Source organism: Roseovarius sp. MBR-78 (assembly GCF_040547535.1).
Classification (GTDB): domain Bacteria; phylum Pseudomonadota; class Alphaproteobacteria; order Rhodobacterales; family Rhodobacteraceae; genus Roseovarius.
Window position 1 is genome coordinate 1 of the sequence record NZ_JBEPPX010000043.1, and the last position, 14568, is coordinate 14568.

Sequence of the window (14568 nt, forward strand, 5' to 3'; positions counted from 1 at the left end):
CCGCCGTCGTTCCGCCCTCACCATCCGTTACCATCGGCTCGAAGCATTCGAAGCGTGGAAATTCGCAGCGAGTGCCGCTTGATGTACCATCGGCACCATAACTTGCTGACTGCGAGAGTTAACGTGACAACACCGGCGCGGCATTGATAACGGTATCTGCATGGCACACCCGGTACCAGCCTCACAAGCCGCAAACAACTTGGCAATGCCCCCTGGGGAATTGGCCGCAGGCCAAGAGGGGCAACGCCCCTGTCTTACTTCAACTGGCTGTCCTTCGATCCGCGCCGGTTGATGCCGCCGCGCGGCTGCTGCTGCGCCTGAAGCTCGGACGCGCAGTCGATGCACAGCTTCACGCCGGGGATGGCGGCGCGGCGGGCCTCGGGAATCGGCTCGTCGCAGTCTGCGCAATGGGTCAGGCTCTCGCCTTGCGGGGCCGATCGCGCCTTGAGGCGGGACAGTTCGTCGGAAATCGAGGCCTCGATCTGCTCGCTCACCGCCCCGTCGCGCGCCCATCCGCCAGCCATGATCCGCTCCTTGTCCTCTCGTGCCCATTGTCCACGTCGCCGACTGAAGGCGTGTGAAAGCTGACCGGGCCCGGCACAGGAGTGAGCCTGAAAAGCGGGGACAGGTCAATATCAATGAAATCAGGTCAGGCAGCGCCGCGCAGAGGTTTCTGCACGATCAGGCCCGCTTGCGCGGCGCGCGTGGGGCCTGCCGCGTGCAAAAGCGGTTGCGGCACGCCATGCCCCGGCCCTAGAGTTGGAGGGGGTAAGGGAGATGTGTCATGCGTTGGATATTTCGGCTGATCGGTCTTGTGTCGGTGGTTGTGGCCATCGTGCTTGGGGCGCTGTTTTTCCTGCCGGGGGATCGCATTGCCGCGATCGCGGCGGACCAGATCACCAAGGCGACGGGGCGCAAGGTGACGCTCTCGGGCGAGACGAGGCTGAGCTTTTACCCGGTGCTGGGCGTGGCGACCGGCGCGGTCGAGGTGGCCAATGCCGACTGGTCCGATGCCGGGCCGATGCTGCGCGCGCAAAGTCTCAAGATCGGGGTGAAGCCCGTGGCGCTTTTCGGCGGCGATATCCGCATCACCGGGCTGGAGATCGTCGCCCCCGAAATCCGGCTGGAGCGCGCCGCAGATGGCCGCGTCAACTGGGAATTGGGGGTCGAGGGCGTGGCCCCCTCGGGCCAGGCCACAGAGAGCGATGCACCGGCCACGTCGCAGCGGCTGGCGCTCACGCTGGATCGGGCGCTGGTGACGGATGCGCGGCTGATCTACACCGATCACGCGGCGGGCAAGGTCGAGGAATTGCGCGACCTCGGCCTTGATCTGCGCTGGCCCGACTATGACGGCACCGCCGACCTCAAGGCGTCGTTTTCGCGCGGTGGCGCGCCGGTCGAAGTGGCCGGGCAGCTTGACCAGGTGGGCCGGTTCTTTGACGGCGCGGTGACCGGCCTTGCCGTGACCATAAAGACGGCGGGCGGGCAGGTGGATTTTGCCGGGCGCGGCGGCATGGCCCCGCAGGTGCAGGGGCGGCTCGATCTCGACCTGGCCGATACCGGGGCGTTCCTCTCTGCGCTGGGCCTTGACGGGGCCGACCTGCCCGAGGGCCTTGGTCGGAGCGTCAGCGGTGGCGCCGATGTGACGCTGACCGAGGCAATGGCGCTTTCGGTTCGTGACCTGACCCTTGGGCTTGGCGGCAACAGCCTCACCGGGGCGGCGGATGTCGATCTGTCGGGCGATGTGCCGCGCATCAATGCGCAGATCGCGACGGGCGCGCTCGACCTGTCGCGCCTTGCCGGGGCCGATTCGACCGGCGGCGGTGGCGGCACGCAGGGCTGGTCGACCGCGCCCATCGACGCGAGCGCGCTGGCGCTGGCCAATGGCGAGATCTCGTTCAGTGCCGACAGCATCGACCTTGGCGATCTCAAGCTGGGGCGCACGCGCACGCTGGTGACGCTCGATCGCGCGCGCGCGGTGTTGGGGCTGCGCGAGGTGCGCGGCTATGACGGGTTGGTGACCGGCGAAGTCGTGGTCAACAACCGCGCCGGTCTCTCGGTCGGCAGCACGCTGACGGTGGAGGGGATCAATCTTCAGCGGTTCCTGTCCGACGCGATGGGCGTCAGCCGATTCTCGGCCTCGGCAAGCGGTGAGGCCAACCTGCTCGGCTCGGGCAATTCGGTGGATGCGATCATGAAGAGCCTGAGCGGCTCGGGCCGTTTTGCCACCGGGCGCGGGGTGATTTCGGGGATCGATCTGGACCGGCTGATGCGCGCGGGCGACGTGTCGGGGGGCACCACGGTCTTTGACACGCTGAGCGCCAGTTTCACCATCGACAAGGGCAATCTCTATAACCAGGACCTCGCTATGAAACTGCCGCTGGCGCGGGCCGAGGGAAAGGGCCGTATCGGCCTTGGCGCGCAAGATATTGATTATCTGGTCACGCCGGTGCTGCTGGAGGGGGAAAACTCGCAGGGCCTTGCCATCCCGGTGCGCATCCAGGGTCCGTGGGAAAGCCCGCGCATCATGCCCGACATGGAAAAGGCCATCGACATGAACCTCAAGGCAGAGCGCAAGAAGCTGGAGGAAAAGGCCAAGGAGCGGCTTGGGATCACCTCGCAGGAGGGTCAGAGCCTTGAGGATGCCGCGCGCGACAAGCTCGAAGAGGGGGCCAAGCGCAAGCTTCGCAAGCTGTTCGAGTGAAGGCGCGCGGTGGACTTGGGTATTTTGACCAGGAAGAAGCCGGGGGCGGGCAGGTGAACGAGGTCAGGGCGCAATACGAGGCCTATCCATACCCCGAGCGCGATCCCGAGGACGAGCGCAAGCGGCTCATCACCGGCTCGCCGTCGCATGTGCTCGAGATCGACAATTTCGTGTTCCGGGGCGTGCGCGACTGGTCGCGGCCCCTGCGCGTGCTGGTGGCGGGCGGCGGCACCGGTGATGGCCTCATCCAGATCGCGCAGCAGATGACGCAGGCCGGGCGCGCCGCCGAGATCACCTATCTCGATCTGTCGAGCGCGGCGCGCAAACTGGCCGAGGCGCGGGCGCGGGTGCGCGGCCTCGACGGCATCCGCTTTGTCACCGGCAGCTTGCTTGAGGCCGCGGATCTGGGGGTGTTCGACTATATCGACTGTTGCGGCGTGCTGCATCACCTGCCCGACCCGGCGGCGGGGTTTGCCGCGCTGCTGGCGGCGCTGGCACCGGGGGGCGGCATGGGCTTCATGGTCTATGCGCCCTATGGCCGCTCGGGCGTCTACCCGTTGCAGGAGGCGTTCGGGGCGCTGTTCGAGGGGCAGCCGCCCGAGGTGCGGCTCAGCGCGGCGCGCAAGCTGGTGGCGGGGCTGCCCGAGGGGCACCCGTTCCGCTGCAACCCGAACCTCGGCGATCACAAGGACAGCGATGCGGGGTTCTACGACCTGCTGTTGCACAGCCAGGACCGGGCGTTCGACGTGGCGGCGCTCGTCGCGATGCTGGAGGAGAGCGGCTGGGCGCTGTCGGGATTTGCCATGCCCGCGCTCTATGATCCCGGGCGGATTACGGAGGTGCCGGGCCATCTTGGGCCGGTGGCGCGGATGGCGCTGGCCGAAAAGCTTACCGGCACGATCAAGACCCATGTCGGATACGCGGTGCGCGGCACGGAGGCGCGCGGCCCCGCGCGAGGGGCCAAGCCGGGGCTGGTGCCGCATTTCAAGGGCGTGCGCGCCGCCGATCTGGCGCGGGCTGTGGCCGGGGGGCAGCGGCCGGTGCTGCGGATGGGCGGCATCGAGGCGCGGCCGGACTTGCCGCGCGCCGCCGCGCCGCTCATTGCCGGGGTGGACGGGCGGCGCAGCCTGGCCGAGATCGGGCGGCAGGCTGGCATCGACGCGATTGCGCTGGGGGCGCTCTGGGCCCCGGTGGAGCGGGAATTGGGCGCGCATGGATTGCTGCTTTATTCCAGTATCCTGCGACAGGGATAAGAGGAGGAGGCGGGCATGATCCTTGCAAAGAGCCTTGGGCGGCTGGGAACCGAATCGGCCTTTAGCGTGCTGGCGCGCGCGCAGGCGCTGGCCGCCGAAGGGCGCGATATCATCAATCTCGGCATCGGGCAGCCGGATTTCCCGACGCCGCCGCATATCGTCGAGGCCGCCGTGAAGGCGCTGCGCGACGGGCATCACGGCTATACCCCCGCCAATGGCATTCCGGCCCTGCGTGAGGCGGTGGCCGCCGATCTGCACGCGCGCCACGGGGCCGAGGTCAACCCCGACTGCGTGGTGGTGGTGCCGGGGGGCAAGCCGACGATGTTCTTTGCCGGGCTGATCTTCGGCGAGCCGGGGGCCGAGATCCTCTATCCCGATCCGGGCTTTCCGATCTACCGCTCGGTGATCGACTATAGTGGCGCGCGGGCGGTGCCCTATGCGCTGCGCGAGCAAAACGGGTTTGCTTTCGAGGCCGAGGCGGTGCTGGCGCGGATCACGCCCGCCACGCGGCTGATTATCCTCAACAGCCCTGCCAACCCCACCGGCGGCGTCACCCCGCGCGGCGAGGTGGATCGGCTGGTGGCGGGGCTGGCGGATCATCCGCATGTGGCGGTGCTGTCGGACGAGATCTACAGCCGGATGCTTTACGACGGGCGCGAGCATGTCTCGCTCCTGCAATACCCCGAGTTGCGCGACCGGGTGATCGTGCTCGACGGCTGGTCCAAGACCTATGCGATGACCGGCTGGCGGCTGGGCTTTGCCGTCTGGCCCGAGAGCCTGATCCCCCATGTCACGCGGCTTTGCATCAACGATCATTCTTGCGTCAACGCGGCGGCGCAACAGGCGGGCATCGCCGCGCTGACCGGGCCGCAGGATGCGGTGGATGCGATGATGCGCGCGTTCGATGCGCGGCGGCGGCTGATCGTCGGGGCGCTGAACGACCTGCCGGGGATGCGCTGCACCGATCCCGGCGGGGCGTTCTATGCCTTTGCCAATATCGACGACACGGAGATGGGCGCGATGGCGGCGCAGACCCGGTTTCTGGAAGAGGCGGGGGTGGCCTGCATCGCAGGCACGTCCTTTGGTGCCGAGGGCGAGGGATTCCTGCGGTTTTCCTATGCCAATTCCGAGGAGAATATCCGCGCCGCGATGGCGCGTCTCCGCAACCTGCTTTAGCCCGGCTCAGGCCTCGGGCAGCGCGTCGCGCCGGATCATCGTGCGCAGCGCAAAGCTCGTGCGCATGGCGCGGATGCCGGGGGTCTGCATCAGCCCGTCCTCCAGAAAGCGGTCGAACCCGGCGAGATCGGCGGCCACCACGCGCAGGAGCACGTCGCGCGTCCCGGTCATGAGATAGCATTCCATCACCTCGTCGAACTGCCGCAACCGCGCCTCGATGGTGTGGATCGCGTCGCGGCTGTGGTGATCCAGCTCGACGAAGACGAAGGCGTTGAGCGGCAGGCCGAGCGCCTCCTGATCGACGCGCGCGCCGTAGCCGGTGATCGCGCCCTCTGCCTCGAGCCGGGCGATGCGCCGCGCCAGCGGCGTGGCCGAAAGCCCCACCTCCGCCGACAGATCGGCAAGCCTGCGCCGCCCGTCGCGTTGCAGCGCGGCGATGATCTTGCGGTCGATCCGGTCCATTTTCACCAAGATTGCGGCCTTTTCTGGTGGTGATCGCCAAAACTTGCGGTTTCGTGAGCCATAATTGGCGTTTTTTCGCGTCTGATTGCTCTTAACCTTGCAAAAAGGAGGAGTCCAACATGCTGACACGTCTTTCCATTCCATCGCACGAAGAGGTCTACCGCGTCGAGGATGCGGGGGCAGGGCTGCGCGGCTTTATCGCGCTGCATTCCACGCGACGCGGCCCGGCGGCGGGGGGGCTGCGGATGCGCGCCTATCGCAGCGACGAGGCGGCGCTTGAGGATGTGCTCAACCTGTCGCGCGGGATGAGCTACAAGAACGCCGCCGCCGGTCTGCCGCTGGGCGGGGGCAAGGCCGTCATCATCGGTGATCCGGCGCGCGACAAGACGCCCGATCTACTGCGCGCGATGGGGTGCGCCATCGACGCGCTGGAGGGTCGTTACTGGACCGCCGAGGATATGGGCATGAGCCCCGCCGACATGGCCGAGATCGCGCGCGCCACGCGCTATGTGGCCGGGCGCGACCAGGGCGCGCACGCCAGCGGCGATCCGTCGCCGGTGACGGCGCAGGGCGTGTTCGCGGCGATGCGCGCCGGCGCGGCGCGGATCTCGGGCAGCGATGACCTGCGCGGGCGGCATGTCGCGGTGCAGGGGCTGGGCCATGTCGGCTGGCATCTTGCGCGGCTCTTGCACGAGGCGGGCGCACGGCTCAGCGTGGCGGATATGGACGGCGCACGCGCCAAGGTGACGGCGGCCGAGTTCGGAGCCGAGGTGGTGGCCCCCGAGGCCATCCACGCTGTCGCGGCCGATATCCTTGCGCCCTGCGCCATCGGCGGCGTGCTGAACGCGCAAACCATCCCCGAGATACGCGCGGCGATGATCTGCGGCGCGGCCAACAACCAGTTGGCGGCACCGGGCGATGCCGAGGCGCTCCATGCGCGGGGAATCCTCTACCTGCCCGATTACGTGGCCAATGGCGGCGGGATCATCAATGTCTCGGCGGAAATCCTCGAAATCGCGGATCGGGCGGCCTGGGTAGATGCGCGGCTCGATGCCATCGGGGCCACCATGGCGCGCATCCTGGAGCGGGCCGCGGGCGAGGATGCCAGCCCCGCCGTGATCGCCGACCGGATGGTGGAGGCGGCGCTTGTCGACAAGGCGGGGTGACGTGCACGGGAATCGCTTGAAAGGCTCACTGGTGGCCGGCGATGGCTCAAAACAGGTATTCATCATCCCAAGCTGCTAATTTTATACGGTTTTTAAGGATGACCTTGCCGTTGGTGTTCTTGAAAATATTGAGGGCGGTATGGCGGATCAGGGCCATGTTGGCGTGGAGAATAGCGGTGGCCGACAAGGGTGCCGATGACAGGAAATAGCGCTGTGAGACGCGGGTCTGGCCCATGTGCTCGACGGTAGCGTCAACCGTGCCGATGGCCTTCAGAGCGGGGAAGCGATGCAGGCCCGGCTCCGAGCGGTGGGGCCGCAGCCAACACACGTCGTGGCTGAGCCATGCGCGACGGTCCATTCGTCGTTGGTCTCGAGCATGATCGCCCCATCGTTGGGAAGTGAGGCGGAAAAGGAAACAGCGTCGGGCGCTGCTTTCCCGCCGAACCCGACGACCTCGCTGCGCCGCTTGATCTCGCGGTCAGCGAGGGAGCGGAAGAACTCGGTCCGAGATACGTCTCGGCCTCGGAAGGACCTGTCGCGATGCCCAGAACCTCGCGCTTGCCGTCCTCGTTGACCGCGACGGCCACTCTCACCGCACGGCTTACGATTCGGCCGCCATCGCGCACCTGCACTTGAGGCTCGAGTCGAGCCATGAGCCGAGGCGGAAAAGCAGGCTATCCGGGAGACAGCCTGCCCGCGGAAGGGCCAAGCGCCCTCCAGTGGCCGGTTCAGGAACGCGTTCACCCGCTCGTCGATCTCCGCGCATAGCCGACTGACCTGGCTTTTGGACATCCCGCCTGCGCCCATGGCCTTGACCAGATCATCGACCTATCGCGTCGAGATACCATGAGCCTTGAAACCCTCGCCCGCGTGAACGACACTCCAAACGCCAAGTTGCCCGCCGTGGCGTCCTGATCAAACCAATGTCTTTCCGAAGGTTGGCGCTCTTACACCACGCCGTGGGATATTATCGGTGTGGATCACTAGCGTGGCGGTCAGGGATAGCCCGAGGGCCTGTTCATGCCGTGGAGAAATACCCGGATTGCGAGCCGCCTGCGCGCGGCAAAGGCGTCCGGCGGCGCGAGGCGCGCGGGATCGAGCAGGGATTCGATGGGCCAGGGGCGCACCATGTCGAGCAGCAGCGCGGCGGCACTTTCTGCATCCTCTTCGGGCCCGATCTCGCCGCGCGCGATGCCGCGTTGCAGTTCGCTGGCCAGAATGGCCAGCTCCCGCTGCATCACGCCCTGCACCAGATCGCGCCCGATTTCCGGCGAAGACGGCACCCGTGCCACGAAAGCGCGGAGGATCTCGAGCGGCAGCCCATAGCCCTGATGCCGGGAATTGCGCGACAGGCAGAGCACGAGGCGCTCGGCAATCGGCAGGTCGGTCTCGGCGGCGGTCAGGGGGGTGATGAATTGATCCGTCACCCTGTCGAGATAGCTCCGCAGCAGCGCGATGCGGCTGGGAAAGATCGCGTAGAGCGTCCGTTTGGACATGCCCGCGCGCATGGCGATGGCCTGCATGGTGGCCCCGTCCAGCCCCGCCTTGGCATGCACCGCCTCCAGTGCGTCAAAGATGGCGTCGCAGCGCGCCTCGCGGGTGATCGAGACGGGGCGCCCCCGTTTCATTTTCTCGCAATCTGCGTCTTTTTGCGTGCTATCTTGCATTGTCGCGTGGTGCCTCGAATATGCACAGGTGCTGTGCAACCTTATCTGCGGGCTTGCCATTTCCCGGATTGTCATATTTAGAAAACCTGTGCGTTTTATAATTCTTCAGACGCAGTCTTGCCAAGACGTTATCGTGAAAGGGCGACCGATGGCTCACATTTCCGGACTTGTTGTCTCGCTCGTCTTTTGCGCCGCTTTGTGGCCGGTGAGTGCCAGCGCGCAGCAGGCGCAGGCACCGACCCCGGTAACGGTGGTCACGGTCACACCGCAGGACGTGACGCTGACATCGCTCTTGCCGGGACGCGTCGCCGCCTCTGCCGAGGCCGAGGTGCGCCCGCAGGTCAACGGCATCATCACCGAACGCCTGTTCGACGAGGGCGCGGACGTGACCGAGGGCGATCCGCTCTACCAGATCGACCGGGCGACATATGAGGCGACGGTGCAGCAGGCCCGCGCCAGCGTGGCGCAGGCCGAGGCCGTTCTGCGCGCCGCCGAACGCGAGGCGCGGCGGCTTGTCGAGTTGCAATCGCGCAACGTGGCCAGCGAGCAGGCGCTCGATGAAGCCGTATCGGCGCGCGACAGCGCCGAGGCCGGGCTGGACCTTGCGCGCGCACAACTCAACTCTGCCGAGATCGAGCTGTCGCGCACCACGATCCGGGCGCGGCTCTCGGGGCGGATCGGCCTGTCGCTGACCTCGCAAGGGACGCTGGTTAGTGCCAGTCAGGCGCAGCCGCTGGCCGTGATCCGCAACATCGACCCGGTCTATGTCGATGTCACGCAATCCGCTGCCGATCTTCTGCGCTGGCGGCGCGGCGAGACCGAACGCGCGCTCGAAGGGGCGGATGCCACGGTGCGGCTCAGGCTGGCGGATGGCTCTGACTACAGCGAGACCGGCGAATTGAAGGCCGCCGAGCCCAATGTGAACCCGCAAACCGGCGTTGTCACGCTGCGGATGCAGTTCGACAATCCCGACTTGCTGCTTTTGCCCGGCATGTATGTGCAGGTGGAGATGCCCGTGGAGGTGGCCGAGGATGCCTATCTCGTGCCGCAGGAGGGCGTCGTGCGCGACCGGCGCGGACGCCCGATGGCCTGGGTGGTTAACGGCGATGGCGTGATCGAGGAACGCGCGCTGGATATCATCCAGAATCGCGGCAATGACTGGGTGATCGACGAGGGGCTGAACCCCGGTGATCGCGTCGTCGTCGCGGGCTTTCAGAAGACCGCGCCGGGGGCCACGGTTGCCCCGGAAGAACGCGCCACAGCGCCGCAACAGTAATCGGGCAGAGGGTATCCGCATGGCCAGGTTCTTCATCGACCGCCCGGTTTTCGCATGGGTCATTTCAATCCTGATCATGGGTATCGGGGTGCTGGCCATCGTCATCCTGCCGGTGGCGCAATACCCGCAGATCGCGCCGCCCTCGGTCACGGTGTCGGCCGCCTATCCCGGCGCGTCGGCGGAAACCGTGGCCAACACCGTCACGCAGGTGATCGAGCAGCAGATGACCGGGCTGGACGGGTTGCGCTATTTCTCGTCGCGCTCCACTTCGGCGGGCAGCGCCGAGGTCACGCTCACTTTCGAGACCGGCACCGATGCCGATATCGCGCAGGTGCAGGTGCAGAACAAGCTTGGCCAGGCCACGCCGCTCTTGCCGGAAATCGTGCAGCGGCAGGGGATCAGGGTCGAGAAATCCTCGGCCGGGTTCCTGATGGTGGTGGGGATGATCTCGACCGATGGCTCGCGCGAACAGGTCGATCTGTCGGATTACATGGTCACCAACCTGGTGGATGAGTTGAGCCGGATCGAGGGCGTCGGAACGGTCAGGGTGTTCGGGGCGCAATACGCGATGCGCATCTGGCTCGACCCGTCGAGGCTGGCGGCCTTCGGGCTGACGCCATCGGATGTGGTGGCGGCGGTCTCGGCGCAGAACGCGCAGATCTCGGCCGGAGCATTTGGCGCGCGCCCGGCGGTGGAGGGCCAGCAACTCAACGCGACGATCACCGCGCAATCGCTGCTCTCCACACCCGAAGATTTTCGCCAGATCGTGCTGCGCGCCGAGACCGATGGCGGTTTGGTGCTGCTCGATGATGTGGCGCGGGTCGAGATCGGGGCAGAAAACTATGCCACCTCGGCGCGGTTCAACACCGACCCGGCGGCGGGCATGGCGATCACGCTGGCACCGGGGGGCAATGCGCTCGACACCGCTCGCGCGATCAAGAAGCGCATGGCGGAATTCGCCCGCTTTTTCCCTGAAGGCGTGGACTATGTGATCCCCTATGACACCACGCCCTTCGTGGAAATCTCGATCAAGGAGGTGGTCAAGACGCTCTTCGAGGCGATCGGGCTGGTGTTCCTGGTGATGCTGTTGTTCTTGCAAAACCTGCGCGCGACACTCATTCCGACGCTGGCGGTTCCGGTCGTCCTGTTGGGCACGTTCGGGGTGCTGGCGGCGGCGGGGTTCTCGATCAACACGCTGACGATGCTGGCGATGGTGCTGGCCATTGGCCTTCTGGTCGATGACGCGATCGTGGTCGTGGAAAACGTCGAGCGGATCATGGAGGAAGAGGGGCTTGGCCCGCGCGAGGCCACGCATAAATCCATGGGCCAGATAACCGGCGCGCTGGTGGGCATCGCGATGGTGCTTTCGGCGGTGTTCGTGCCGATGGCGTTTTTTCCCGGCTCGACCGGCGTGATCTACCAGCAATTCGCGATCACCATCGTGTCGGCCATGGCGCTGTCGGTGGTGGTGGCGATCACGCTGACGCCCGCGCTGTGTGCCTCGCTCCTGAAACCCAAGGGGCACGCCCCGAAGCGGGGGCCGTTTGCATGGTTCAACACGGGCTTTGGCGCGCTGACCTCGGGCTATGGCGGCACGGTGCGCTGGTCGGTGCGCCGACCGGTGCGGGTCTTCGTCGTCTATCTCGCGCTCGCCCTCGGCATGGCCTTGATGTTTTTGCGCACGCCCACCGGGTTCCTGCCCCAAGAGGATCAGGGCATCCTCTTTACCCTCATCCAGACGCCCACGGGATCGAGCGCCGAGCGCACGCTCGACGTGGTCAAGCAGGTCGAGGACTATTACCTCACGCAGGAAACCGGCGTGGTAAACTCCATGTTCGGCGTCGTCGGATTCAGCTTTTCGGGTAATGGCCAGAACATGGGCCTCGCCTTCGTGCAGCTCAAGGACTGGGATGAGCGCCCGCGACCCGATCAAAGCGTGCAGGCGTTGGCGGGTCGCGCCTTTGGAGCCTTCAGCCAGATCCGCGATGCGATGGTGTTCCCGGTGGTGCCGCCCTCGGTGATCGAGCTTGGCAACGTGTCTGGATTCGATTTCTACCTTCAGGCGCGCGGCGGTCAGAGCCATGCCGACCTGATGGCTGCGCGCAACCGGCTTCTGGGGATGGCGGCGCAGAGTGATCTGATCGCCTCGGCCCGGCCCAACGGGCTGGAAGATGCGGCGCAATACAATCTCGATATCGACTGGCGCAAGGCGGGTGCGATGGGGCTTACGCCGACCGATGTGGGCCAGTTGCTGCAAATCGCCTGGGCCGGCACCTATGTGAACGATTTCCTCGATCAGGGGCGGATCAAGCGTGTCTATGTGCAGGGCGAGGCCGAGGCCCGCGCGCAGCCCACCGATATCGACAAATGGCGCGTGCGCAACGCGAGCGGCGGGCTGGTGCCCTTCTCGAATTTCGCCGAAGGTAATTGGGATTACGGCGCGCAGGGGCTCTACCGCTATAACGGTATCCCGTCGGTGCAGTTGCAGGGCTCCCCCGCCCCCGGCATCTCGACCGGCGAGGCGATGGCCGAGATGGAGCGGCTCGTCGCGCAACTGGGGCCGGAGTACAAACTGGCCTGGACCGGGCTCTCGCTGGAAGAGCGCGAGTCGGGCAATCAGGCACCGCTGCTCTATGCGCTCTCGCTCGCCGCCGTGTTCCTGTCGCTGGCCGCGCTTTATGAAAGCTGGTCGATCCCCTTTGCCGTCATGCTCGCCATGCCCATCGGCATCGTCGGCGCGCTGACCGGTGCCTGGCTGGGCGGATTCGAGAACGGGGTGTTTTTCCAGGTGGGTCTGCTGACGGTGGTGGGGCTCACGGGTAAGAACGCGATCCTGATCGTGGAATTTGCCCGCGAACGCCACGAGGCGGGAGAGGGCATCCTCGATGCCGTGACCGAGGCCGCGCGTCAGAGGTTCCGGCCGATCATCATGACCTCGATGGCCTTTTCGCTGGGGGTTTTGCCGCTGGTGCTCAGCTCTGGCGCGGGCTCGGGTGGGCGCAATGCCATCGGCACGGGCGTGCTGAGCGGGACGATTTCCGGCACCGTGCTGGGCGTGATTTTCGTGCCGCTCTTCTTCGTCATCGTGACGCGCCTCGTCAGGCGGACGCGGGGCACGGCGGGGCAGGGCTGACCGGCACCGCCGTGTCGTTCCGGGGCACGCGGGTGCAAGTCCAGAACCCGTGCGTGGCCTGATCCCCGGCGACGATGCGAATAGCACGGCTCCAGCGGATGGTCACGGTTCGTCGGGGAAACAGTGTCCCAAGCCGCTCCCTGTGCGGGCAAAGGCGGGGCCTCACTCTCGTTCGTTTTCTCGATGACGGGGGTTGAGTATCGGTTTTGTTCCCACGCTTCGCAGGGGGCACCTCGATTTTTGACTTTTCCCGCTCGTGCTGAGTGGGCTTGACGGTTTGAGGCGGGGATGATGCCATCAGAGGGGGGCGCGCGCGCTGCAGGGCATCCGGTTCTGGGCCTTTAGCGCGTTGTGTTTCATGCCTCACGGCGTGATTTCTGCGATCCGGGGTCACGCCGGGCACGGGTTGATGCGGCGCAACTGGACGAGGCGTCGCATTCGTCGGGGAATTGATCCCCCGGATCAATTCCTTGCCCTCCTCATTGTAGGCGAGGTTCTTCATCCCGATCTTGGCCTTCGCGCGCACCATGCCGATGGTGCGCATCAGCGTGCCGCCCATGTCGCCCAACTGCGCGCCGAAGACATGCTCGACCCGGGCGCGCACGGTGGATTTCGTCCGATTGCTCGCCTTGCCCTGCTTGGTCAGCGGCTTGGCCCGCGCTTGCCCTTGCGGTGGATGTAGCTTTTCAGGCCGCGAGCGCGCAGCCTGCCCTCCATCTCCTCTGACCGATACGCCGGATCGGCCCAGACGCCCGAGCCTGTGTTGCCCTTCATCAGCAGGTGGTCCACCGCCTGGCTGTCATGCAGGGCGGCGTTGCTGACATGGTAACGGCGGACCAGCTTGTGCTTGCGGTCCACGTTGACGTGGTTCTCGTAGCCGTAATGTCTCTTGCCATGTTTGCTCGTCGGGAAAACAGTCCCCCGGACTGTTTTCTGATCCTCCTCGCTCCAGCGGGCATCAATGTCTTTCTGCGACCGTTTGGCGGGCTTGTCGGCCCAGCCCTCGGGCACCTCGCCGCGCTTGATCGCCTTGTTTTCTTCGCGCCTGTTGTGGTTCTTCGGCACCGGCACGATGGACGCATCGAGGATCTGCCCGTCGCGTGCGATGTAGCCCTGCCGCGCCAGATAGCCGTCGAACTGCCCAAACAGCGCATCGACCATACCCGCCTGGGCCAGCCCCTCGCGATAGAGCCACACCGTCTTGGCATCGGGCACCCGGTCCTCCAGGCCAAGCCCGAGGAATCGTCCTGGCCGAAAGCCGGTCGCGGACCTGATACTCGATCTGGTCGTCCGACAGGTTGTAGAGCGCGCTCAGTACCAGCGTCTTGAACATCAAAACCGCATCCCAAGGCCTGCGCCCTGCGCGCGACTTGCGCTCCGCATCCGGCTTGCGCCAGACCCGGTCCAGCGTCGGGCGAAACTCCTCCCACGGCACGACCGCGTCGATCTCCACCAACGGGTCACGCTTCGCATCGAGGCTCGCGTAGCGGTCCGAAAGATCAAAGAATCCCATCTGCGCCATCGTCAAACCTCAAGCCATGGAACTTCTCGACCATCATACCGCCGCGGTCAGGTCAGGGCAAATTTTCGAGGTGCCCCTTAGAAACTGCACATCCAACAATGTGGGTCGACAAAAGGCATTGCCAAGTTGCTTGGTTGATGCTGCGATGCCCCGCGTTTGCCAAGTCATGGCTTCATCTGGAGAGCATAGTTCGTCCACAGATCGAATGC

The 14568-nt window shown here is 66.0% G+C and carries 10 protein-coding genes and 3 pseudogenes; 7 read left to right on the forward strand and 6 right to left on the reverse strand.

The genetic code is table 11. The features are described 5' to 3' along the window. Positions 1-82, forward strand: a pseudogene (locus ABIE58_RS20380) (IS6 family transposase); the annotation flags it as partial. A gap of 172 nt (positions 83-254) precedes the next feature. Here the strand turns inward: ABIE58_RS20380 and ABIE58_RS19085 are convergent. After that, positions 255-524, reverse strand: coding sequence for a DksA/TraR family C4-type zinc finger protein (locus ABIE58_RS19085; RefSeq protein WP_354546237.1), 270 nt, complete (start codon positions 522-524; stop codon positions 255-257). Between the two features lie 260 nt (positions 525-784). Between ABIE58_RS19085 and ABIE58_RS19090 the strand changes: the two genes are divergently transcribed. Genes ABIE58_RS19090 through ABIE58_RS19100 form a run of 3 tightly spaced genes read left to right on the forward strand, consistent with a single transcriptional unit; the run spans position 785 to position 5133 of the window. Continuing rightward, a complete protein-coding gene (locus tag ABIE58_RS19090) occupies positions 785-2704 on the forward strand; it encodes an AsmA family protein (RefSeq protein WP_354546238.1) in 1920 nt (639 codons plus the stop codon). Between the two features lie 53 nt (positions 2705-2757). Continuing rightward, the gene (locus ABIE58_RS19095) at positions 2758-3957 is read left to right on the forward strand and encodes a class I SAM-dependent methyltransferase (protein ID WP_354546239.1); all 1200 of its coding nucleotides are present in this window, start codon (positions 2758-2760) and stop codon (positions 3955-3957) included. Between the two features lie 15 nt (positions 3958-3972). After that, complete coding sequence (locus ABIE58_RS19100; RefSeq protein ID WP_354546240.1) at positions 3973-5133, forward strand: pyridoxal phosphate-dependent aminotransferase; 1161 nt, start codon at positions 3973-3975, stop codon at positions 5131-5133. Between the two features lie 6 nt (positions 5134-5139). Here ABIE58_RS19100 and ABIE58_RS19105 read toward each other — a convergent pair whose 3' ends face one another. Further along, a complete protein-coding gene (locus ABIE58_RS19105) occupies positions 5140-5595 on the reverse strand; it encodes an Lrp/AsnC family transcriptional regulator (protein ID WP_354546245.1) in 456 nt (151 codons plus the stop codon). A 119-nt stretch (positions 5596-5714) separates the two neighbouring features. On the opposite strand from ABIE58_RS19105, the gene ABIE58_RS19110 reads away from it, so the two are divergent. After that, entirely contained in the window at positions 5715-6761 is a 1047-nt protein-coding gene (locus ABIE58_RS19110; protein ID WP_354546241.1) for a Glu/Leu/Phe/Val family dehydrogenase, read from the forward strand. 46 nt (positions 6762-6807) lie between these two features. On the opposite strand, the gene ABIE58_RS19115 is transcribed toward ABIE58_RS19110, so the two are convergent. The 3 genes and pseudogenes from ABIE58_RS19115 to ABIE58_RS19125 all read right to left on the reverse strand — a co-directional run bounded on the left by ABIE58_RS19115 (position 6808) and on the right by ABIE58_RS19125 (position 8389). Beyond that, positions 6808-7119 (reverse strand): hypothetical protein, encoded by a 312-nt coding sequence (locus ABIE58_RS19115; RefSeq protein WP_354546246.1) that lies wholly within the window; start codon positions 7117-7119, stop codon positions 6808-6810. Between the two features lie 112 nt (positions 7120-7231). Next, positions 7232-7610 (reverse strand): annotated as a pseudogene (locus ABIE58_RS19120) (transposase); the annotation flags it as partial. A gap of 146 nt (positions 7611-7756) precedes the next feature. After that, positions 7757-8389 (reverse strand): TetR/AcrR family transcriptional regulator, encoded by a 633-nt coding sequence (locus ABIE58_RS19125; RefSeq protein WP_354546242.1) that lies wholly within the window; start codon positions 8387-8389, stop codon positions 7757-7759. Between the two features lie 187 nt (positions 8390-8576). On the opposite strand from ABIE58_RS19125, the gene ABIE58_RS19130 reads away from it, so the two are divergent. Continuing rightward, positions 8577-9704, forward strand: coding sequence for an efflux RND transporter periplasmic adaptor subunit (locus tag ABIE58_RS19130; RefSeq protein WP_354546243.1), 1128 nt, complete (start codon positions 8577-8579; stop codon positions 9702-9704). Between the two features lie 19 nt (positions 9705-9723). Further along, entirely contained in the window at positions 9724-12837 is a 3114-nt protein-coding gene (locus ABIE58_RS19135; protein ID WP_354546244.1) for an efflux RND transporter permease subunit, read from the forward strand. A gap of 390 nt (positions 12838-13227) precedes the next feature. On the opposite strand, the pseudogene ABIE58_RS19140 reads toward ABIE58_RS19135, so the two are convergent. Then, positions 13228-14359: pseudogene (locus ABIE58_RS19140) on the reverse strand (IS5 family transposase). Positions 14360-14568 lie beyond the last annotated feature (209 nt).